This is a genomic window from Pannonibacter indicus (assembly GCF_001418225.1).
GTDB classification, from domain to species: domain Bacteria; phylum Pseudomonadota; class Alphaproteobacteria; order Rhizobiales; family Stappiaceae; genus Pannonibacter; species Pannonibacter indicus.
The window spans coordinates 87,513-107,955 of the sequence record NZ_LIPT01000006.1; the positions used below are offsets into that span (position 1 = coordinate 87,513).

Below are 20,443 nucleotides of genomic sequence, written 5' to 3' on the forward strand. Positions count from 1 at the left end.
TCATGGGCTACAAGATCGCCATTGTTGGTGCCACGGGCAATGTGGGCCGCGAAATGCTGGACATTCTGGCCGAGCGCGGCTTCCCGGCGGCTGAAGTCGTGCCGCTGGCCTCGCGCCGGTCGCAGGGCACCGAAGTCTCCTTCGGCGACAAGACGCTGAAGGTACAGGCGCTGGAAAACTATGATTTCTCCGACACCGATATCTGCCTGATGTCCGCCGGCGGCAGCGTTGCCAAGGAATGGGCTCCGAAGATCGGCGCACAGGGCTGCGTCGTCATCGATAACTCCTCCGCCTGGCGCTACGACGCGGACGTGCCGCTGATCGTGCCGGAAGTGAATGCCGACGCAGTTGCCGGCTTTTCCAAGAAGAACATCATCGCCAACCCGAACTGTTCCACCGCGCAGCTCGTCGTGGCGCTGAAGCCGCTGCATGACGCGGCCACCATCAAGCGCGTCGTCATCTCCACCTACCAGTCCGTTTCGGGCGCCGGCAAGGAGGCGATGGAAGAGCTGTTCAACCAGACCCGCGCCATCTTCGTGAATGATCCGGTCGAGAACCAGAAGTTCACCAAGCGCATCGCCTTCAACGTCATCCCGCACATCGACGTGTTCATGGAAGACGGCTACACGAAGGAAGAGTGGAAGGTTCTGGCCGAGACCAAGAAGATCCTTGATCCGAAGATCAAGGTCACCTGCACCGCCGTGCGCGTGCCGGTGTTCATCAGCCACTCGGAAAGCGTCAACATCGAGTTCGAGAAGCCGATCTCGGCCGATGAAGCGCGCGATATCCTGCGCGAGGCGCCGGGCTGCCTTGTCATCGACAAGCGCGAGGACGGCGGCTACATCACGCCTCACGAGACCGCCGGTGAAGACGCCACCTACATCTCGCGCATCCGCGAGGATGCCACGGTGGAGAACGGCCTCAACATCTGGGTCGTGGCCGACAACCTGCGCAAGGGTGCAGCCCTCAACGCCGTGCAGATCGCCGAAGTTCTGGTGAACCGCGGCCTGATCAAGCCGAAGAAGCAGGCCGCCTGATCCTTCTGCACTGAACAGAGCCCGTCAGCAAAAGCCCCGGATTGAACCTCCGGGGCTTTTCAGCTTTAACATGCCCGCCAGAACAGAACGCCGCGCGCCGGACAGGCAGCCTGCGGCCATGGAGGAAACAGATGAGGGGCATCTTGGGCGCAGCCGCTAGAGGCCATGCCGCCACGCGCTTTTCGGACCAGCTGGTGCAGGCCGCCGGAGCGAACTGGACCGCTGCCACCGAACATCCCTTCACCCATGCCATCGGCAGCGGCACCATGCCCCGGGACGCCTATGTGCGCTATCTCATCGAGGACTATACGTTCATCACGGATCTGGCTTCCGTGATCGGCTATCTGGTGGCCAAGGCCCCGGACATGGCGGCAAAGCGCCCGTTCGCGGCGTTTCTGGCGCTGCTGACCTCCAACGAGAACGACTATTTCATCCGCTCCTTTGCAGCGCTCGATGTGGCGCCGGAGGTCTATCTTGAGGCCGCACAGGGGCCTGTGACCCGTGCCTTCGCCAGCCTGCTGCTGGAGGCGGCCGAGGCAAGCTACGAGGAAGGGCTTGCCTGCCTGCTCTGCGCCGAATGGGTCTATCTGACCTGGGGCGAACGAGAGGCCCGAAAGCCGCGCCCGGCCGATTTCTGGCTGGCCGAATGGATTGATCTGCACGCCGGTCCCGGCTTCGAGGGCTTCGTCTCGTTCCTGCGCGACGAGATGGACCGGACTGCCGCCCGCCTTACGGAAACTGAGAGAAACCGGGCCATGGAGCGGTTTGTGCACATGTGCGCACTGGAAAAATCCTTCTTCGACGCGGCCTGGAACGGCCCAGCAGGAGCGGCCCAACCGGCCTGACCCCCACCATCATGCCCATCCATGAAATCGCCGCGCTCGCGGCCGCGGCCCTCTGGGCTTACGGCGGCATCATCTCCGCCACCCCGTCCTCCCATCTGGGTGCGATTGCCTTCAACCGGCTGCGCATGCTCATGGTCTTTGCCATGCTGGCCGCTGCGGTGACCGTTGGCCCCGGCTGGAGCTCGCTTGGCTTTGAGCACTTGGGCGCACTGGTGCTCTCCGGCCTCATCGGCATCTTCATCGGCGATACGGCCCTGTTCCTGACGCTCAACCGGATGGGTCCGCGCCGCACCGCCATGCTGTTCTCGCTGAACGCACCCATGTCTGCGGTGCTCGGCTGGCTGGTGCTGGGCGAGGCGCTGAGCGGACAGGTGCTGGCAGGCGTCATCATCTGCTTTGCCGGAGTGATACTGTCCATCGCCTTCGGCAAACGCCGGTCGCAGCTCCACACCTGGGAGAGCATCAAGGGGCCACTGTGGATCGGTCTTCTCCTCGGCCTGGCAGCCGCCCTGTCGCAATCCGTTGGCTCCCTCATTGCACGCCCGGTGATGGAAACGGGCGTTGATCCGGTCGTGGCCTCGGCCGTGCGCATCGGCATCGCCGCGCTCGGCCTTGTCTGCCTCGGCGCCCTGCCCTTTGCCTATCTGAAACCGGCGAACCCGCTCACGCTCAGGATTGCCGGCTGGACGGCCCTGTCGGGCTTCATCGGCATGGGTGTCGGCATGACCCTGGTGCTGTTTGCGCTGTCCGGCGGCAAGGTGGGGATCATCTCCACCCTGTCCGCCACGACGCCAGCCCTGCAGCTGCCGCTCCTGTGGTGGCGCACCGGCGAAATGCCGGCCCCTGGCGCCTGGATCGGCGCCGCACTGGTCGTCTTCGGCTGCGGGCTGATGTTCGGGGTATAGCCCCTTCAGGCCGCCCGCTCTCCCTGCTCGCCGGCAATGCGCACCACATCGGCCATGATGCCGGTGAGCTGGAAGTCCTTCGGGGTGTAGACCGCAGCAACGCCCATGGCCTTCAGCGTCCGGGCGTCCTCATCCGGAATGATGCCGCCGACAACGACTGGAATATCGGCAATGCCTGCCGCCCGGAGCCGCTCCAGCACGTCGCGCACCAGCGCCAGATGGGAGCCGGAGAGGATCGACAGGCCGATGACATGCACGCTCTCCTCCAGCGCCGCGTTGACGATCTGCGCCGGGGTGAGGCGGATGCCCTCGTAGACCACTTCCATGCCGCAGTCGCGGGCACGCACGGCAATCTGCTCCGCGCCATTGGAATGGCCATCGAGCCCCGGCTTGCCAACAAGGAACTTCAGCCTGCGGCCCAGCTTGCGCGAGACGGCTTCCACGCTTTCGCGCACCGCCGCCACATCGCCCGCATCGTCCCGTGCGGCGCGGCCAACGCCGGTGGGGGCACGGTATTCGCCAAAGACCTCGCGCAGCGCCGCACCCCATTCGCCAGTTGTTACGCCCGCCTTGGCCGCAGCGATCGAGGGTTCCATGATGTTGCGCCCTTCACGCGCCGCCGCCTTGAGCCCGGCAATCGCCGCCTCCGCTGCGGCCCCGTCACGAGCGGAACGCCAGGCCTTGATGCGCTCGATGGCTTCATCTTCCACATGCGCTGAAACGGTGAGGATGCCGCCATCTTCCCCGGCGGCCAGTGGCGAGGGCTCGCTTTCCGTCCAGCGGTTGACACCGACGACGATCTGCTCGCCGCTCTCGATGCCTGCAAGCCGGCGGCTGTTCGCCTCCACCAGCTGCTGCTTCATGTAGCTGGTCTCAACAGCAGCGACGGCCCCACCCATGGCATCGATCCGGGCCAGCTCTGCCCGCGCTTCGGCCTTCAGCTCTTCCACCTTTGCGTTGATGACGGAGGAGCCGTCAAAGATATCGTCATAGTCGAGCAGGTCGGTCTCATAAGCGAGAATCTGCTGCATGCGCAAGGACCATTGCTGATCGAACGGCCGGGGCAGGCCCAGCGCCTCGTTCCAGGCCGGAAGCTGCACCGCACGGGCGCGGGCATTCTTCGACAGAACCACGGCCAGCATCTCGATCAGAATGCGGTAGACGTTGTTCTCCGGCTGCGGCTCGGTCAGGCCCAGCGAGTTGACCTGCACCCCATAACGGAAGCGGCGGTAGCGCGGATCGGCGATGCCATAGCGGTCGCGGCAGATCTCATCCCACAATTCGGTGAAGGCGCGCATCTTGCACATCTCGGTGATGAAGCGCATGCCCGCATTGACGAAGAAGGAAATGCGGCCCACTGCCTGCGGAAACTCGGCTTCCGGAATGGCACCGCTCGCCTTCATGCCGTCAAGAATGGCGATGGCCGTTGCCAGTGCGAAGGACAGCTCCTGCACCGGCGTCGCCCCCGCTTCCTGCAGATGGTAGGAGCAGACATTCATCGGGTTCCACTTCGGCATCTCGCTGTAGGTCCAGGCGATTACATCCGTGGTGAGCCGCAGCGAGGGTGCGGGCGGGAAAACGTAAGTGCCGCGCGAAAGATATTCCTTGATGATGTCGTTCTGGGTGGTACCGGCCAGCCGCTTGCGGTCCGCGCCCTGTTCATCTGCCGCAGCCACATAGAGCGCCAGCAGCCAGGGGGCGGTGGCGTTGATCGTCATGGACGTGTTCATCCGCTCCAGCGGAATGTCCTGAAACAGGGTGCGCATGTCGCCCAGATGCGCCACCGGCACGCCCACCTTGCCGACCTCGCCCCGCGACAGCAGGTCATCGGGATCATAGCCCGTCTGGGTCGGCAGATCGAAGGCGATGGAAAGACCGGTCTGGCCCTTGGTCAGATTGGCCCGGTAGAGCCTGTTGGAATCGGCCGCCGTGGAATGGCCCGCATAGGTGCGGAAGATCCAGGGCTCATCCCGCTTCCGGCCGCCCTCGCCCATCGTCTTGTCATCACTCATGCGGACACCCTCCACCCGGCCTGACGGCCGTCATCCATCCCAGCACGATAAGGCCTCAGCGGCACCGGATAAATTCGCCAAAAGTCGCCCTGCTGCGGCGCAATATAATTTCACCAAACGAAATAATTTTCATAAGAAAATACCGCGCCGTACAAATTTACCGTTACGTCAAATAATAAGAAATTAACACGAACTATACTTATCGTATAGTTAGGTTGAAATCAGGAACTCAGTCACATGAGATTATCATTTATACTTAGAGCAGTTGTCGTAACACTTGCCGCAACGGCATGCCCGGTCACAGGATGGATAAGTATTGAATCGAACTCGAGGCTTCAGAAATATAGCCTTGCAAGTGCGCGCGTTAAGACGATGCAGGCCCTGTCTGACATTCCCGCAAATGCGAACGCGGATCGGGGCCTGATCACTCTTCTTCTGGATTCCGAAAACGCGGCCGAACGCTCGCGTGAGGCCGACGTTGCCAAGAGCCGCCAGCCGGCGGATGTTGCCTTCACCAAGGCCTTGGATGCAGCGGCAGAGCTTGCCGCGCTTGAGCCGGCCAATGCCGCCGCTGCAGACATCGTGAAAAAGAGCCAGGCAGACTGGCTCCAGATGCGCGCAGCCAATGACCGGCTGGTGTTCTCCGCTCCGCTGGAGCAGCGCCGCAAGGCCTCGCAGGATACGTTTGCGGCTTCCGCAAACATGAACAAGACGGTGCTGGATGCAATCGACCGCGAAATGGAGATCCCAGCCGAAGTCGATGGCGAAGTCCGCCAGATCCGGGGCGAGAATGTCGAGGAAGCGGCGGCCGGCACAGTGAAAGTCTCCCGCAACATCACCGATGTGAACGAAGCCGCAGAACTGACCGGCCACATCGCCCGTGATGTTGTCAGCGCCTCCAACGGCATTTCCAGCCAGGCAGAGGAACTGAAGGGCAAGGTGGAAAGCTTCGTCCGCCGCGTTCGCGCCGGCTGACAGCCACCGCCACCACTGCAAGACGAGGACAGCCCCCGCGCGGGGCTGTCTTCATGTGAGGCCCCCCGGCGAAATACCGGTTTTCCGGCCGCAATGGCTGGCAAACGGCAGCATGAGCCCCTATGTTGGACCCATCGGCCGGGTGAATGTCCCGGAATGGCGGCCCGCTGCGGACATGGCATGACACCTGCACACAGCAGACAGGATATAGAAGACGGCACCGCAGGCGCATCCCGCCTTGCGCCGGTTCTGTTCAAGCTGCTGCTGCTGGCTTTTCTGGCCACCCTGCAATGGACGGCCCTGCCGGGACAAATCTCCCGGCCGGATCTGCAAAGGGCCGAGGCAGGGCTTGCCAGCGCCGGACAGGCCGCGCAAGCGGCCCAGCGCGCCAGAGACGCCTGGCGCAATGCCACGGCAGAATGGCGCAAGTCCGGACCGGACCGTCACCTCTCCCCGCCTCCGCAAGGCTCTGATCCGGCTGGCCTTGCCCCCTCAGGCACAGAGCACCTTCCGCAGGCCGGACGGCTAGCACAGGCAGCAGTTTCCCCTGCCCTGCCCGCACTGGCACTGCCGCGCGATTTTGATGCCCGCGCCCCTCCGGCTGCGGCCTGACGGAGCATTGCTCCCTTTCTGACCTGACTTTCCCTGTTTTTCTCCACGGCTGACGCTTGCGCAGGACTGGTTCCGCGCGGGTGTGCCGTTCCATGGATCATCACACCATGCGCAAATCACGCTGGGTGCTTGCAGCCTATCTGGCTGTCATCATCTTCGGGCTGCTGGCGGCATTGCCCAATTTCCTGTCCCCCTCACAACTGGCCAGCCTGCCCGGCTGGCTGCCGAAACAGCCCGTCACGCTGGGCCTTGATCTTCGCGGCGGATCGCATCTCGTGCTGGAAACGGACACGAAGGCCCTGCTGAAGGACCGGATCGACGATCTGCAGCGGCAGGCCCGTCAGAGCCTGACCAGCGCCGGCATTGCCACATCGTCCCTGCGCGCCGGGGACGGCACCGTCACCATTGCCCTCAAGGATGAAGGGCAGACGGACGCCGCCCTAGAAGCGCTGCGCCCGCTGATCAACGCCGCTGGCGGACTGATGCCCGGCATGGCCGGAGCGCCGGACATGACCATCACCCGCACCAGCCCCGGCACGCTGGAGATGAAGCTGACGGAAGAAGGCATCCGCGACCGCATCAGTGCGGCCGTGGCCCAGAGCCTTGAGATCATCCGCATGCGCATCGATCAGGCCGGTGTCGCCGAGCCCGTGATCCAGCGGGCGGGCGGGGACCGCATCATGGTGCAATTGCCCGGCGTGCAGGACCCGGCCCGCATCCGCGAGCTTCTTGGCAGCACCGCCAAGCTCTCCTTTCACATGCTGGCCGATGCCGCACCGGGCGCACGCCTGCCGGCCGGTGTCAGCCTGCTCCCGGCAGTCAGGGGCAGCACGCAATATCCGGTCGAAAACCGTGCCGCCCTGTCAGGCGAGCGGCTGGCCGATGCAAGGGCAGGCTTTGACCCGCAGACCCGCGCTCCGCTGGTGCTGTTCCGCTTTGACAGCAGCGGCGCACGGCAGTTTGCCGAAATCACAAAGGCCAACACCGGCAAACCTTTCGCCATCGTGCTGGATGGCAAGGTCTTGAGCGCGCCGGTCATCCAGCAGCCGATCACTGGCGGCTCGGGCCAGATCAGCGGCAACTTCACCATTGCGGAAGCTGCAGACCTTGCCGCCCTGCTGCGTGCGGGCGCCCTGCCTGCCCCGCTCACCGTCATCGAGGAGCGGACCGTCGGCGCGGATCTGGGAGCAGATGCCATTGCAAGGGGCGTTGAAACCGGCATCGCAGGTTTCGGCCTGGTGTTTGCCTTCATGATGGTGCTCTACGGCCGCTGGGGCCTTGTCGCCAATTTCGCGCTGGCGCTGAACGTGCTGCTGACGCTGGGCGGCCTCAGCCTGATGGGCGCAACGCTGACGCTGCCCGGCATCGCCGGTATCGTACTCGGCATCGGCCTTGCGGTGGATGCCAACGTGCTGATCAACGAGCGCATCCGCGAGGAAACACGCAAGGGGCTCAGCGCCCACGCGGCGCTCGATGCCGGCTTCAGGCGCGCCTATGCGACGATTGTGGATTCCAACGTTACGGCACTGATCGCAACCGTCCTGCTTTTCTGGTTCGGCACCGGCCCGGTGCGCGGTTTTGCCGTCACCATGGGCCTCGGCATCGCCATTTCCATGTTCACCGCCGTGTCGATCGTCCGGGTCATCATGACGGCCATCGTGCGCAGGTGGCGGCTGAAGAAGCTGGTCATCGAACCGCCCTTCGGCTTCCGCCTGATCCCCGACGGCACCAGCATCCGCTTCATGCGCGGGCGCTTCATCGGCATAGGCATGTCCATCTTCCTGTCGCTTGCTTCCGTGGCTCTGCTGATCAAGCCGGGCCTCAACCTCGGCGTCGACTTCCGGGGCGGCATCCAGATGGAGGTGACAACGCAAGGGCCCGCCGATCTTGCCGGCCTGCGCAGCGGGCTGGGCGGGCTGGGTCTAGGCGAGATCGCCCTGCAGCAATTCGGCGATCCCACCCACGTCCTCCTGCGGGCCGAGCGCCAGCCGGGCGGCGAGGAGGCACAGACGGCAGCCGTCAACACCATCCGCAGCAGCCTTGCCCAGATTGCACCCGGCTCTCAGGTGGAGCGTACGGAAGTGGTTGGGCCGAAGGTCAGCGGCGAACTGGCGGCAGCGGGCATCCTTGCCGTCATTCTGGCCAGCCTTGCCATGCTGTTCTACATCTGGGTCCGCTTCGAATGGCCGTTCGCGGTCGGCGCCATCGCCACACTGGTGCTGGACGTGACCAAGACGGCCGGCTTCTTCGCGCTCACCGGCATCGACTTCAACCTCACGGCCATTGCCGCGCTGCTGACGCTCGTCGGCTACTCGGTCAATGACAAGGTGGTGGTCTATGACCGCATGCGCGAGAACATGCGCCTCTACAAGCAGATGCCGCTGCGGGAGATGATCGACAAGTCGATCAACGAAACCCTCGGGCGCAGCCTCTACACCTCGATCACCGCCTTCCTGGCCATGCTGCCCATGGCCATATGGGGCGGCAGCGCGGTGGAGAGCTTCGCCGTGCCGATGGTGTTCGGCATCGTGGTGGCGGCCAGTTCATCGGTGTTCATCGCCGCACCGATCCTCCTCTTCCTCGGCGACTGGCGCAAACGCCGCCAGAAAAAGGCAGAAACACCGGCTGCCGAACCGGCGGCGCAAGCCTGAGCGCATAAAAACGGACTGCCCCGCCGCTTTTTGCCGGCGGGGCACTTGCACCGCACGGACGAACTCAATCAAAAAGAAAGTTCCAGAAGGATAACAGCCATATGCCCCATGACACGCCGCTGATTGCCACCATCGTTGCCGGACTTGGCATCGCATTCATTCTGGGGGCAATTGCGAACCGGCTGAGGCTGCCGCCGCTGGCGGGCTACCTGATCGCGGGCGTGCTGGTGGGTCCGCACACCCCGGGCTTCGTCGCCGACCAGAATCTCGCGCCCGAACTTGCGGAGATCGGCGTCATCCTGCTGATGTTCGGCGTCGGCCTGCATTTTTCGCTGAAGGACCTTTTGTCGGTGCGGGCGATTGCTGTGCCAGGCGCATTGGTGCAGATCCTCGCCGCGACGCTGATGGGGGCTGGCCTTGCCTGGATGATGGACTGGCCGCTGCGTTCCGGGCTTGTCTTCGGCCTTGCCCTGTCGGTTGCCAGCACCGTAGTGCTGCTGCGCGCCCTGCAGGAACGCCGCCTCGTTGCGACAGAACAAGGGCGCATCGCGGTCGGCTGGCTGATCGTCGAAGATCTGGCCATGGTGCTGGCGCTTGTCATCCTGCCCGCGATTGCCAGCGTCATCGGCGGGCAAAGCAACATTGCGCCCGATCCGCTGGCCGCCCGTTTCGGCCTTGGCATCTGGGGCGTCCTGGGTCTGACACTGGTCAAGGTCGCGGCCTTTGTGGCGCTGATGCTGATCATCGGGCGGCGGGTGATCCCCTGGATCCTGCATTACATTGCCCACACCGGCTCGCGCGAACTGTTCCGCCTTGCGGTGCTGTCCATCGCTCTGGGTGTCGCCTTTGGCGCGGCCAAGCTTTTCGGCGTGTCGCTGGCGTTGGGGGCCTTCTTCGCCGGCATGATCCTGAGCGAATCCCAGCTCAGCCACAGGGCCGCCGAGGAATCCCTGCCCCTGCGCGATGCCTTCGCCGTGCTGTTCTTCGTCTCGGTCGGCATGCTGTTCGACCCGGCGAGCATCATCGAGGACCCGCTGCCCGTCATGGCAACGGTCTTCATCATCATTGCCGGCAAGTCCGTTGCGGCCTTTGTCATCGTCCGGCTGTTCGGGCATTCGCGGGAGACTGCGCTGACCATTGCCGCGAGCCTTGCCCAGATCGGCGAGTTCTCCTTCATCCTCGCCGAGCTTGGCGGCAAGCTGAACCTCCTGCCGGACCAGGGCCGCGATCTCATCCTTGCCGGTGCCATCCTGTCCATCCTGCTCAACCCGCTGTTCTTCGCCGCCATCGACTGGCTGAAGCCCAGGACGGAAGCACAGGAGGAAGGCGCTGATGCACCAACGGCCCAGCAAGCGGAAAAGCAGGCGAATACGCCGGTCGTGCAGGCCACCAGCCAGACCGGGCATACCATTCTCGTCGGCTTCGGCCGGGTCGGCAGCCTTACCGGGCGGGAGCTGCAGGCTGCAGGCGAACCGCTGCTGGTGATCGAGGATGCGGACAAATCCCTGACCGCGCTGAAAGAAGCCGGCATCGAGGCGATCGTTGGCAATGGCGCCCGTCAGGACGTGCTGCAGGCGGCCAACATCGCAGAAGCCCGGCGGCTGATCATTGCCATTCCCAACGCCTTCGAGGCGGGGCAGATCGTCCTTCAGGCCAAAGCCGCCAATCCGGAGATCGAGATCATCGCCCGCGCGCATTTCGATGCGGAGGTGGACCATCTCGCAGGCCTTGGTGTCGGCACCATCATCATGGGCGAGCATGAGATTGCAAGGGCCATCGTGGAGAAGGTGACCGGAGCGCGTCCGCTCACCTGATCCTGCCCTGCACCCAGCGCCCTGCCTTCTGTGCACCGCAAAACAGTGCAGACTGCCGCAACGCAAGTTAAGCAATAGTCGTATAGATCAAGCGCCATTTTAGACGGATAGTTGCGCGATAGCAGGTCTTTCGCACCCAACCGCTGCTGCGCCGCAATAGTCCTGCGCCGCAGGGAGGCGTGCAGGAGCCGGGCTGGCAGTTTCATGCCGGAGTGGAGGAGGACACCCATGGCGACCGTGGCACAGGCAGCATCGCAGGCAGCATCCGAGGCAAACGACAATCTGACGAAGAGGGACACACCCTTGAAGGATCTTTACGAAATCGGCGAAATCCCGCCTCTCGGCCATGTGCCGGAGAAGATGTATGCCTGGGCAATCCGGCAAGACCGGCACGGCCCGCCGGAAGAGGCCATGAAGCTGGAAGTGGTGCCGACCTGGACGCTCGACAGCCACGAGGTTCTGGTTCTCGTCATGGCCGCTGGCGTCAACTACAACGGCATTTGGGCCGCACTTGGCGAGCCCATCTCCGTCTTCGGCAGCCACAAGAGCGCCTATCACATCGCCGGTTCCGATGCCTCGGGCATTGTCTGGGCCGTCGGCTCCAAGGTGAAGCGCTGGAAGGTGGGCGATGAAGTCGTCATCCATTGCAATCAGGATGACGGCGACGACGAAGAGTGCAATGGCGGCGACCCGATGTTCTCGCCCACCCAGCGGATCTGGGGCTACGAGACGCCGGATGGCTCCTTCGCCCAGTTCGCCCGCGTCCAGTCGCAGCAGCTGATGCCGCGCCCCAAGCACCTGACCTGGGAAGAAGCCGCCTGCTACACGCTGACGCTGGCGACCGCCTACCGCATGCTGTTCGGCCATGCGCCGCACCAGCTGCGGCCGGGCCAGAACGTGCTGGTCTGGGGCGCCTCGGGCGGCCTTGGCGTCTTCGGTGTGCAGCTGGCCGCCGCCGCCGGGGCCAATGCCATCGGCGTCATCTCGGACGAGGACAAGCGCGATTACGTCATGTCGCTGGGCGCCAAGGGCGTGATCAACCGCAAGGATTTCAACTGCTGGGGCCAGCTGCCCAAGGTCAACTCCCCCGAGTTCAACACCTGGACGCAAGAAGCGCGCAAGTTCGGCAAGGCCATCTGGGACATCACCGGCAAGGGCAATGACGTGGACATGGTGTTCGAGCATCCGGGCGAGCAGACCTTCCCGGTCTCGGCTCTGGTGGTCAAGCGCGGCGGCATGGTCGTGTTTTGTGCGGGCACGACAGGCTTCAACATCACCTTTGACGCCCGTTATGTCTGGATGCGGCAGAAGCGTATCCAGGGCTCGCACTTCGCCCATCTGAAGCAGGCATCCGAGGCGAACAAGTTCGTCATCGACCGGCGCATCGATCCGTGCATGTCGGAAGTGTTCGGCTGGCACCAGATCCCCAAGGCCCACACCAAGATGTGGAAGAACCAGCATGCGCCGGGCAACATGGCGGTTCTGGTCAACTCGCCAGTGCCGGGCCTGCGGACCTTCGAAGATGTGCTGGAGGCGGGCAAGCGCTGAAAGGGCTTGTCAGTGAGCGGGCGGCCCCCCGGCGGCCCGCATCACGTCATGGCGAACATGCGCACCTGTTTGGAGAAACGCGAATGGCGCAGGCCGAAGAGGTGGTGCAGGATGCTGTCCACGTCCGCCGGATAGAAGGGCTTGCGCAGGAAAGCACGGGCCCGCACCTTCTCGGCAGCTGAGTCCAGCGTGTCGTTGTATTCGGTCGACATCAGGATCACATCCGAGCCGCGCGCCAAGGTCGACAGCCGCTCGGCCAGTTCCAGACCCGTCATGTTCGGCATGTTGAAATCGGTGAAGATCACCCGGTAGGGTTTTTCGCTGACCAGCTTGATGGCGGCCGCGCCGTCCCCGGCTTCGACGATGTTCAATTTGAAGATCGACCGCTCCAGCACCTTGCGCACGATCTTGCGGACAGTCGTCGAGTCATCCACGATCAGAACGTCAAAGGGCGTGCTGATGGCCTGAAAGACATCGAGGATATGCTTGACCTGTGCAGCCGTGAAAGGCTTGGCCAGAAAGTCGTAGGCACCGAAGTTCTTGAGCTTGGACTCTGCCGCCTCATCCAGGCCATCGGACATGGAGACGGCGAAAGTCTTCGAACCCATGACCTGAATGGCCGCCATGACCTCGACGCCGTTCAGCTGCGGCATGTTGATGTCGAGGAAGGCAATCTGAAATGCGTTCTTGCTCAGAAGCTCGACCGCTTCCTTTCCATCAGCCGCAGCGGTGATGGCAACGTCATACCCTGAATATTGCAGCGCCCGCTCAATAAACTTGCGCACAGTTGCACTGTCGTCTGCAACCAGCACCCTGATTGGCTCTTCAGCTGACGATCCCAAAAAGCTGCCCCGCGATTGCCTTGAGTTGTCTTTTTCCGGCCGCTCATTCCGGGTGGCGGTCTTGGCGGCAATATGAAACATGATTTTCTTAATTTTCCAGAAGCATTCGGCGGAACCCCCCTTATTTAGCGAGGCCGATCAGAAAAAATTACAGGTACGCAACCTGAAATATATTAAGTGTTGAGCATTCCACGCGCCGTCTATCGCCCGGCGCCGGAATTCCGGCCTAATGTGCGCATACGATTCGGCGGGTTGCGGGGCGACCGGACAAGAGGCGGCGAAGACATGCATTTTGATGAGGAAGCCATCGCTTCCAGGCGCGAGATCCTGACAGGTTCCATGATGCTGGGCGGCGCGCTGCTGCTGGCCGGCTGCCAGAGCAAGACACCAGCTGACGTTCCGCCCTATTACCGGGATCTGGCGCGGGTGAACGCCGTTGTCGATCAGGCAACGGCCCAGCAGATGATTTCCCAGTACCGGGAGAACAACGGACGCGGCCGCGTCGTGGCGGACCCGGTCCTGATCACCCTTGCCCAGCAGCAGGCAAGGGTCATCGCAGCGGCGGATGATATCCGCGCCTCGCTCTACCCGCAGAACCAGCTGAAGAACCGGCTGGATGCCATCGGCGAGAGCAAGTCCTATGGCGTCGAGAACGTCAGCGCCGGTTACCGCACGCTGGCTGAGGCCTTCTCCGGCTGGCGCGAGTCGCCCACCCATAACAAGGTGATGCTGGATGAGCGCGTGACCCGCATGGGCATTGCCACCGCCTACAGCCCCTCCTCCAAGTACAAGGTGTTCTGGAGCCTCGTGCTCGTCTCGCCCAAGGGCTGACCTCAGGACGGCGCAAGAACGAAGGGCAGGCGGCGGCTTCCCCTCCCTGCCCTTTCCCGTTCTCTTTCCAGCGGCATCAGCCTTGCGGCGCCGCAATAATCTCGTAGCCGGGGCAGGTTTCGAACCGCTCGCTCTCCGGGTCCATCACCCGCAACTCGCCGCTGCCGATATCGAACCAGGCGCCGTGAACCTTGAGAGAACCGTCCGTGCAGGCCTGATCGATGAAAGGGAAGGTGCGCAGGTTCTTCAGCGACTGGCGCACACCGGCATATTCCATCGCCAGCTGCGGGTCATCCAGCCGGTCCACCGGCATGCAGGCCATGGCGATGGCAGCAGGCTCCAGCAGCTTGATCCAGCGGCCGATGAACTCACCCGTCGCCAGCGGTGCATTGGCATTCTGCCGGAATGCCTGCACGCCGCCGCATTTGGCATGGCCCATGACAACGATATGCTTCACCTTGAGAACGCGCACGGCATATTCCAGCGCGGCACTGGTTCCGTGCTGGCCTTCGGTCTGCTCAAAGGGCGGCACCAGATTGGCAACGTTGCGCACCACGAAAAGCTCGCCGGGACCTGCATGGAACACACCTTCCGGCGCGACCCGGCTGTCGCAGCAGGAAATGACCAGCACCTCGGGCTTCTGGCCATAAATCGCCAGCTGCTCCTGCTGTTCGCGGAAGCGGACATAGCCCTTCTGGAGATAGCGGCCATAACCGTCGATCAGGTCCTGCGGAAACTCGTTTGCCATGTCAGTCATGCTCCTTGCCATCCGGCAGGCCCCAGTATGCGGCGCGGAAGGCGGTTATAAAGGCTGGGGACGCTGCCGCCAACCCCGCGCCTTCCCTGCCCTGCACCTGTCCTCCCTTGCGCCGGCTTGTCCCAAGGCCTTCAACCAAGGTTCCCCTTGCCCCGGAGCCGGGCAGCGGTCTTAATCATCCGCAGATGCAACGATTTGGGAGGCGGAACGTGAGCAAGACCAGCGCGGGCAATTTCTTCGAGGACTTCCGGATTGGCCAGGTGATCCGGCATGCAACCCCGCGCACGGTGACCGCTGGTGACGTAGCGCTCTACACCGCCATCTACGGCCCGCGTTTTGCGGTGCAAAGCTCGAATGCCTTCGCGCAGGAACTGGGCTATCCGGCCGCACCCATCGACGACCTGCTGACCTTCCACATCGTCTTCGGCAAGACGGTGCCGGACATTTCCCTCAATGCCGTGGCAAACCTCGGCTATGCGGGCGGGCGCTTCCTTGCCCCCGTCTATCCCGGCGACACCCTGTCCGCCGTGTCGGAAGTGATCGGCCTCAAGGAAAACTCCAACGGCAAGACCGGAGTCGTCTATGTGCGCTCCACCGGCTACAAGTCCGATGGCACCGAGGTTCTGGACTACGTGCGCTGGGTCATGGTCAACAAGCGGGACCCCGGCAATCCGGCGCCTGCGCCCGTTGTCCCGACTCTGCCCGAGAGCATTGCGCCGGATGCTCTTGGCGATGCCGTGCCGCTGCTCGATACGGCCAACTGGGACAATGACCTGGCCGGCAGCCGCTTCCGCTTTGATGACTATGTGCCCGGCGAGCGCATCGACCATGTGGATGGCATGACGGTGGAAGAGGCCGAGCACCAGCTTGCCACCCGGCTCTACCAGAACACGGCGAAGGTGCACTTCAATCAGCACACGGAAGGCAAGGGCCGGTTCGGCAAGCGGCTGATCTATGGCGGCCACGTGATCTCACTGGCCCGCGCCCTCTCCTTCAACGGGCTGGGCTCCGCCTTCCACATCGCCGCCATCAACGCCGGCCGCCATGTGGCACCGCTGTTTGCGGGCGACACGGTCTATGCCTGGTCGGAAGTGATCGATGCGGCAACGATCGAGGGCCGGGAAGACGTGGGCGCGCTGCGCCTGCGGCTCGTCGCCACCAGAAACACCCCTTGCGCGGACTTCCCCTATGCCACGGCAGATGGCGTCTATGCGGACAATGTGGTGCTGGACTTCGACTACTGGGCCTTGATGCCGAAGTGACCCGCCAACCCCTTACCGCTTCGCCAGCGGATGATGGGTTTCGACGAGGGCCTGCAGGCGCTCGTCGAGGACATGGGTGTAAATCTGCGTTGTGGAAATATCCGCATGGCCCAGCAACTGCTGCACAACGCGCAGATCCGCGCCGTTCTGCAAAAGATGCGAAGCGAAGGCATGGCGCAGCACATGCGGCGAGACCTTCTGCACATCAAGGCCGATAGAGGCGGCGAGCGCCTTCAGGTCGCGGGCAAAGGCCTGACGGGTGAAGTGGCCGCTTTCGCCATAGGAGGGAAACAGCCAGGGGCTGGCGGTAAAGGCGCCTGCGGCGTTGCGCAGGGCCACATAGTCCTTCATCGCCGCCTGCGCCCTTGAGCTCAGTGGCACGAGCCGCTCCTTGCCGCCCTTGCCCTTGATTTCGATGAGCCGGGCATCGCGCAGCGCCGCCTTCACCGGCAGGGCCACCAGTTCGGACACACGCAGGCCCGTGGCATAGAGCACTTCGAGCAGCGTGTAGAGCCGCGCGGCCCTGAGGCGGCGGCTGGCGGCCGTCTGCGCATCCTCGCCATCCCCTGCCTGCACCGCATCGGCAGCGCTGCGCGCGGCTTCGATCAGCCGGTCCACCTCGTCTTCGGAGAGAACCTTGGGCAGGGACTGGCGCCGCTTCGGCGCCCCTTGTGTGCGCGTCGGATCATCCGTGCGCATACCCTCGGCATACAGAAACTTGAAATACTGGCGCAGCGCCGAAAGCCGCCGCGCCTGCGAGGACGGGGCAAAGCCGCGCCCTGCCAGATCGCCGAGATAGGCGGAGATATCGTCCTGGCCCGCCAACTGCGGCGCGGTGGAGCCCAGAAAGTCCGAAAAATCCTCCAGATCGCGCCGGTAGCTTTCCAGCGTGTTGAGCGCCGCGCCGCGCTCGGCCGCGATCATTTCCAGAAAGGCTTCGATGCTGCTGTTCATGCTGGCTGCACCCTTGTGGCCGCCCGTCAGCGGGCAAAGCCATCCTTCTGCACCCGCACGGTGATCTCCCGCTCGCTCGGATGGACAAAATTCGCCAGCGAAAAGACGATGCCATAGGCAGCAGCCCCCAGAAGGGCCAGAACCAGGATCAGTCGGGTCAAGGTCGGCACGGCAAAAACCCCAGAGAACCGGCAAGGAGAATCGGCGGCGGCTCGCCTTTCTTTTTGCGGCAGGCAGGCTCCCCTAGCAAGCCGCTTGTTTTTTGCCGGAATATGTTAAAAGGCGCTTCATGAACCGTTCAGGGAGGGCCAAGGTGAACGCAGCCGCATCGGGCACACAGGTGAAGGACGCACGTGCGGCCCGGATCGTCACCGCCCTTGGAAACCGCTCCATCGTGCTTGTCGGCATCATGGGCTGCGGCAAATCCAGCGTCGGGCGCCGCCTTGCCCAACGCCTGGGCCTTGATTTCGTCGATGCCGATACCGAAATCGAGACGGCAGCCAACATGACGATCTCCGAGATTTTCGCCCTGCACGGCGAGCCGGAATTCCGCCGCGGCGAGGAAAAGGTGATCGCCCGCCTGCTGCAGCAGGGTCCGCAGGTGCTGGCCACCGGCGGCGGCGCTTTCATGAGCGAGGCGACACGCAACGCGATCAAGGCAAACGGTGTGTCTGTCTGGCTGAGAGCCGACCTTGCGACAGTGATGGTGAGGGTCCGCAAGCGCCCGACGCGCCCGCTGCTGCAAAACGCCGATCCGGAAAGCACCATGCGCCAGCTGCTGGAAAAGCGCGAGCCGGTCTATGCCCTGGCGGACACCACCGTCTGGTCCCGGGAAGTGCCGCATGAAGTGGTGATGGAAGACGTGATTTCGGCGGTCGAAGGCCATCTGAACCTGCGCACAGGCAGGATGAACAGCGAAGAGGGCCAAAATGGCTGACAGACTTGAGACCACGGCAGAGCCGGTCACCGTGCCGGTGGATCTGGGCGAGCGTTCCTATGACATCGTCATCGGCCGCGATGTGCTGACGGGCGCCGGTGCGCGCATTGCCACCCTCATGCCGGGTGCAAGGCTCGCCGTCATCACCGACGAAACCGTCGCCCGCACCCATCTGCCCGCGCTGTCGGCCAGCCTGAAGGCCGCAGGACTGGAACACACGGTCATCACCGTGCCGCCGGGCGAGCAGACCAAATGCTATGCCCAGTTCGAGCGTCTGTGCGACGAGGTTCTGGCTGCACGGCTGGAGCGCGGCGACGCGGTTCTTGCCTTTGGCGGCGGCGTTGTGGGGGATCTGGCAGGCTTCGTATCGGCTTCCGTGCGCCGGGGCATGACCTTCATCCAGATGCCGACCACGCTGCTGTCCCAGGTGGATTCCTCCGTCGGCGGCAAGACCGGCATCAACTCCCGCTACGGCAAGAACCTGATCGGCGCCTTCCACCAGCCCGCCCTGGTGCTGGCCGATACGGCCATTCTCGACACACTTTCGGACCGCGAATTCCGCGCCGGCTATGCCGAAGTGGTGAAATACGGCCTTCTGGGCGATGCGGACTTCTTCGAATGGCTCGACCTCAACTGGAAGGGCATCTTCGACGGCACCTCCGCCCGTGAGGAAGCGGTGGCGCGCTCCTGCGCCGCCAAGGCAGCCATTGTCGGCGCCGACGAGCGGGAAAGCGGCCAGCGGGCGCTGCTGAACCTCGGTCACACCTTCGGCCACGCCCTGGAATCAGCGGTCGAATATGACGGCACCCGGCTCGTGCACGGCGAAGGCGTGTCCATCGGCATGATGCTGGCGCATGAATTCTCCGCCCGCCTTGGCCTGCTGCCGCAGGCGGATGTGGAGCGGGTCGAAGCCCACCTGATCAAGGTGGGGCTGCCCGTCCGCATGCATCAGATCCCCGGCCAGCTGCCGCCGGCCGAAACCCTTCTCGACAGCATCGCCCAGGACAAGAAGGTCAGCCGCGGCGCCCTGACTTTCATCCTGACCCGGGGCATCGGCCACGCCTTCGTGGAAAAGGGCGTGGACCCGGCCGCCGTACTCGAATTCCTGAAGGAGAAACTTCAGCGATGAACGACACCACCCTCTGGTTCACCGGCGGCTCCATCCTGTTCCTGCTCGTTCTGTCCGGATTTTTCTCCGGCTCCGAGACAGCCCTGACGGCAGCTTCCCGCGCGCGTATGCACCAGATGGAAAAGGCCGGTGACAGCCGCGCCGGCATCGTCGGCAAGCTGATTGCCGCCCGTGAGCGCCTCATCGGCGCGCTGCTTCTGGGCAACAACATCGTCAACATTCTGGCGTCATCGCTGGCCACCAGCCTGTTCCTCAGCCTTTTCGGCGAGGCGGGCGTGGCGCTGGCGACGCTGGTGATGACCGTGCTCGTCGTGGTTCTCTCGGAGGTGATGCCCAAGACCTGGGCCATTTCCAACCCGGACCGCTTCGCCCTTGCCGTTGCCCGGCCGGTGCGGATCATCGTTGCCATCTTCGGCCCGGTCGTCATGGGCATCGAAGTCATCGTCCGGCTGCTGATGCGGGCCATCGGCATCCGGGTGGACGACAACACTTCGATCCTGTCGCCTCATGAGGAACTGCGCGGCGCCGTGGACCTGCAGCATCTGGAGGGCGGGCTGGTCAAGGCCGACCGCGACCGTCTGGGCGGGCTGCTGGACCTTGCCGAACTGGAAGTCTCCGACGTCATGGTCCACCGCACCAACATGATGGCGCTCAATGTGGATGACGATGTCTCCCGGATCGTCGATGCTGCCCTCGCCGCACCCTACACCCGCATGCCGCTTTGGCGCGGGGAGAGCGACAATTTCGTCGGCGTGCTGCATGCCAAGGATCTGCTGCGCGCGCTGAAGGCGGCTGATGGTGACTTCGGCAAGCTGGACATTATGAAAATCGCCACGCCGCCCTGGTTTGTGCCCGACACCACAAACCTGCAGGACCAGCTCAACGCCTTCCTCAAGCGAAAGTCCCATCTGGCCTTCGTCATCGATGAATATGGCGAGGTCATGGGCATCGTAACGCTGGAAGACATTCTGGAAGAGATCGTCGGCGAGATTGCGGACGAGCATGACGTGGAACTGAGCGGCGTGCGCCCGCAGGCGGACGGCTCGGTCATCGTCGACGGATCGGTGACGATCCGCGACCTCAACCGCGCCAATGATTGGGCTCTGCCGGATGACGAGGCGACAACCATCGCCGGGCTTGTCATCCATGAGGCGCGGATGATCCCCGAGGAGCGTCAGATCTTCACCTTCCACGGCTTCCGCTTCACCGTGCTGCGGCGGGAGAAGAACCGCATCACCCGGCTGCGCGTCATGCCGCTGTCGGCCAAGGACCAGCGCCCTGCGCCGCAGAAGCGCGAGACAAAGGCGGCCTCCGGCAGCGCTTCGGGCTGAA

General features: G+C 63.8%; 18 protein-coding genes. 13 read left to right on the forward strand and 5 right to left on the reverse strand.

Annotated elements, in window-relative coordinates; translation table 11 throughout:
* Positions 1-2 precede the first annotated feature (2 nt).
* The 3 genes from ASC48_RS10850 (at position 3) to ASC48_RS10860 (ending at position 2,787) form a co-directional block, all read left to right on the forward strand.
* Positions 3-1,037 (forward strand): aspartate-semialdehyde dehydrogenase, encoded by a 1,035-nt coding sequence (locus ASC48_RS10850; protein ID WP_055455874.1) that lies wholly within the window; start codon positions 3-5, stop codon positions 1,035-1,037.
* A 131-nt stretch (positions 1,038-1,168) separates the two neighbouring features.
* On the forward strand, positions 1,169-1,882 hold the full coding sequence (locus tag ASC48_RS10855; protein ID WP_055455769.1) for a TenA family protein: 714 nt from the start codon (positions 1,169-1,171) through the stop codon (positions 1,880-1,882).
* An 11-nt stretch (positions 1,883-1,893) separates the two neighbouring features.
* Positions 1,894-2,787: a DMT family transporter gene (locus ASC48_RS10860; protein WP_055455770.1), complete on the forward strand. Its 894-nt coding sequence runs from the start codon at positions 1,894-1,896 to the stop codon at positions 2,785-2,787.
* A gap of 5 nt (positions 2,788-2,792) precedes the next feature.
* Here ASC48_RS10860 and ASC48_RS10865 read toward each other — a convergent pair whose 3' ends face one another.
* Positions 2,793-4,799, reverse strand: a complete 2,007-nt coding sequence (locus ASC48_RS10865; protein WP_208975661.1) for a protein meaA — start codon at positions 4,797-4,799, stop codon at positions 2,793-2,795.
* 372 nt (positions 4,800-5,171) lie between these two features.
* On the opposite strand from ASC48_RS10865, the gene ASC48_RS10870 reads away from it, so the two are divergent.
* The 5 genes from ASC48_RS10870 to ccrA all read left to right on the forward strand — a co-directional run bounded on the left by ASC48_RS10870 (position 5,172) and on the right by ccrA (position 12,399).
* On the forward strand, positions 5,172-5,774 hold the full coding sequence (locus ASC48_RS10870) for a hypothetical protein (protein ID WP_055455771.1): 603 nt from the start codon (positions 5,172-5,174) through the stop codon (positions 5,772-5,774).
* A 180-nt stretch (positions 5,775-5,954) separates the two neighbouring features.
* Positions 5,955-6,386 carry a hypothetical protein gene (locus ASC48_RS10875; RefSeq protein WP_055455772.1) on the forward strand — a complete coding sequence of 144 codons (432 nt, stop codon included), beginning with the start codon at positions 5,955-5,957 and terminating at the stop codon, positions 6,384-6,386.
* Between the two features lie 107 nt (positions 6,387-6,493).
* The gene (gene secD, locus ASC48_RS10880; RefSeq protein WP_055455876.1) at positions 6,494-9,037 is read left to right on the forward strand and encodes a protein translocase subunit SecD; all 2,544 of its coding nucleotides are present in this window, start codon (positions 6,494-6,496) and stop codon (positions 9,035-9,037) included.
* A 101-nt stretch (positions 9,038-9,138) separates the two neighbouring features.
* Positions 9,139-10,851 carry a YbaL family putative K(+) efflux transporter gene (gene ybaL / locus ASC48_RS10885; RefSeq protein ID WP_055455773.1) on the forward strand — a complete coding sequence of 571 codons (1,713 nt, stop codon included), beginning with the start codon at positions 9,139-9,141 and terminating at the stop codon, positions 10,849-10,851.
* 228 nt (positions 10,852-11,079) lie between these two features.
* Positions 11,080-12,399, forward strand: a complete 1,320-nt coding sequence (ccrA, locus tag ASC48_RS10890; RefSeq protein ID WP_208975662.1) for a crotonyl-CoA carboxylase/reductase — start codon at positions 11,080-11,082, stop codon at positions 12,397-12,399.
* A gap of 41 nt (positions 12,400-12,440) precedes the next feature.
* On the opposite strand, the gene ASC48_RS10895 is transcribed toward ccrA, so the two are convergent.
* Positions 12,441-13,322 (reverse strand): response regulator, encoded by an 882-nt coding sequence (locus tag ASC48_RS10895; protein ID WP_055455774.1) that lies wholly within the window; start codon positions 13,320-13,322, stop codon positions 12,441-12,443.
* A gap of 204 nt (positions 13,323-13,526) precedes the next feature.
* Between ASC48_RS10895 and ASC48_RS10900 the strand changes: the two genes are divergently transcribed.
* A complete protein-coding gene (locus tag ASC48_RS10900; protein WP_072242587.1) occupies positions 13,527-14,072 on the forward strand; it encodes a CAP domain-containing protein in 546 nt (181 codons plus the stop codon).
* A 76-nt stretch (positions 14,073-14,148) separates the two neighbouring features.
* Here ASC48_RS10900 and ASC48_RS10905 read toward each other — a convergent pair whose 3' ends face one another.
* Entirely contained in the window at positions 14,149-14,820 is a 672-nt protein-coding gene (locus ASC48_RS10905; protein ID WP_055455879.1) for a carbonic anhydrase, read from the reverse strand.
* Positions 14,821-15,038: 218 nt separating this feature from the next.
* On the opposite strand from ASC48_RS10905, the gene ASC48_RS10910 reads away from it, so the two are divergent.
* Positions 15,039-16,091, forward strand: a complete 1,053-nt coding sequence (locus ASC48_RS10910; protein WP_055455775.1) for a MaoC family dehydratase — start codon at positions 15,039-15,041, stop codon at positions 16,089-16,091.
* Between the two features lie 12 nt (positions 16,092-16,103).
* Here ASC48_RS10910 and ASC48_RS10915 read toward each other — a convergent pair whose 3' ends face one another.
* Both ASC48_RS10915 and ASC48_RS20105 read right to left on the reverse strand, forming a co-directional pair.
* Positions 16,104-17,045: a site-specific tyrosine recombinase XerD gene (locus ASC48_RS10915; RefSeq protein ID WP_055455776.1), complete on the reverse strand. Its 942-nt coding sequence runs from the start codon at positions 17,043-17,045 to the stop codon at positions 16,104-16,106.
* 26 nt (positions 17,046-17,071) lie between these two features.
* Positions 17,072-17,206, reverse strand: coding sequence for a hypothetical protein (locus ASC48_RS20105; RefSeq protein ID WP_279626042.1), 135 nt, complete (start codon positions 17,204-17,206; stop codon positions 17,072-17,074).
* A 152-nt stretch (positions 17,207-17,358) separates the two neighbouring features.
* Between ASC48_RS20105 and ASC48_RS10920 the strand changes: the two genes are divergently transcribed.
* Genes ASC48_RS10920 through ASC48_RS10930 form a run of 3 tightly spaced genes read left to right on the forward strand, consistent with a single transcriptional unit; the run spans position 17,359 to position 20,442 of the window.
* The gene (locus ASC48_RS10920) at positions 17,359-17,982 is read left to right on the forward strand and encodes a shikimate kinase (protein ID WP_055455880.1); all 624 of its coding nucleotides are present in this window, start codon (positions 17,359-17,361) and stop codon (positions 17,980-17,982) included.
* The gene (gene aroB, locus ASC48_RS10925; protein WP_055455777.1) at positions 17,975-19,111 is read left to right on the forward strand and encodes a 3-dehydroquinate synthase; all 1,137 of its coding nucleotides are present in this window, start codon (positions 17,975-17,977) and stop codon (positions 19,109-19,111) included. Before ASC48_RS10920 ends, aroB begins: the two co-directional genes overlap by 8 nt.
* Positions 19,108-20,442, forward strand: a complete 1,335-nt coding sequence (locus ASC48_RS10930; RefSeq protein WP_055455778.1) for an HlyC/CorC family transporter — start codon at positions 19,108-19,110, stop codon at positions 20,440-20,442. The genes aroB and ASC48_RS10930 overlap by 4 nt, the downstream gene beginning before the upstream one ends.
* The last annotated feature ends 1 nt before the right edge of the window (position 20,443 follow it).

What these genes read in the sequence shown, in the direction of transcription:
- ASC48_RS10850 (WP_055455874.1), top strand. Translation starts at nt 3, where the DNA reads ATGGGCTACAAGATCGCCATTGTTGGTGCCACGGGCAATGTGGGCCGC.
- ASC48_RS10855 (WP_055455769.1), top strand. Translation starts at nt 1,169, where the DNA reads ATGAGGGGCATCTTGGGCGCAGCCGCTAGAGGCCATGCCGCCACGCGC.
- ASC48_RS10860 (WP_055455770.1), top strand. Translation starts at nt 1,894, where the DNA reads ATGCCCATCCATGAAATCGCCGCGCTCGCGGCCGCGGCCCTCTGGGCT.
- ASC48_RS10865 (WP_208975661.1), bottom strand. Translation starts at nt 4,799, where the DNA reads ATGAGTGATGACAAGACGATGGGCGAGGGCGGCCGGAAGCGGGATGAG.
- ASC48_RS10870 (WP_055455771.1), top strand. Translation starts at nt 5,172, where the DNA reads ATGCAGGCCCTGTCTGACATTCCCGCAAATGCGAACGCGGATCGGGGC.
- ASC48_RS10875 (WP_055455772.1), top strand. Translation starts at nt 5,955, where the DNA reads ATGACACCTGCACACAGCAGACAGGATATAGAAGACGGCACCGCAGGC.
- secD (WP_055455876.1), top strand. Translation starts at nt 6,494, where the DNA reads ATGCGCAAATCACGCTGGGTGCTTGCAGCCTATCTGGCTGTCATCATC.
- ybaL (WP_055455773.1), top strand. Translation starts at nt 9,139, where the DNA reads ATGCCCCATGACACGCCGCTGATTGCCACCATCGTTGCCGGACTTGGC.
- ccrA (WP_208975662.1), top strand. Translation starts at nt 11,080, where the DNA reads ATGGCGACCGTGGCACAGGCAGCATCGCAGGCAGCATCCGAGGCAAAC.
- ASC48_RS10895 (WP_055455774.1), bottom strand. Translation starts at nt 13,322, where the DNA reads ATGTTTCATATTGCCGCCAAGACCGCCACCCGGAATGAGCGGCCGGAA.
- ASC48_RS10900 (WP_072242587.1), top strand. Translation starts at nt 13,527, where the DNA reads ATGCATTTTGATGAGGAAGCCATCGCTTCCAGGCGCGAGATCCTGACA.
- ASC48_RS10905 (WP_055455879.1), bottom strand. Translation starts at nt 14,820, where the DNA reads ATGGCAAACGAGTTTCCGCAGGACCTGATCGACGGTTATGGCCGCTAT.
- ASC48_RS10915 (WP_055455776.1), bottom strand. Translation starts at nt 17,045, where the DNA reads ATGAACAGCAGCATCGAAGCCTTTCTGGAAATGATCGCGGCCGAGCGC.
- aroB (WP_055455777.1), top strand. Translation starts at nt 17,975, where the DNA reads ATGGCTGACAGACTTGAGACCACGGCAGAGCCGGTCACCGTGCCGGTG.
- ASC48_RS10930 (WP_055455778.1), top strand. Translation starts at nt 19,108, where the DNA reads ATGAACGACACCACCCTCTGGTTCACCGGCGGCTCCATCCTGTTCCTG.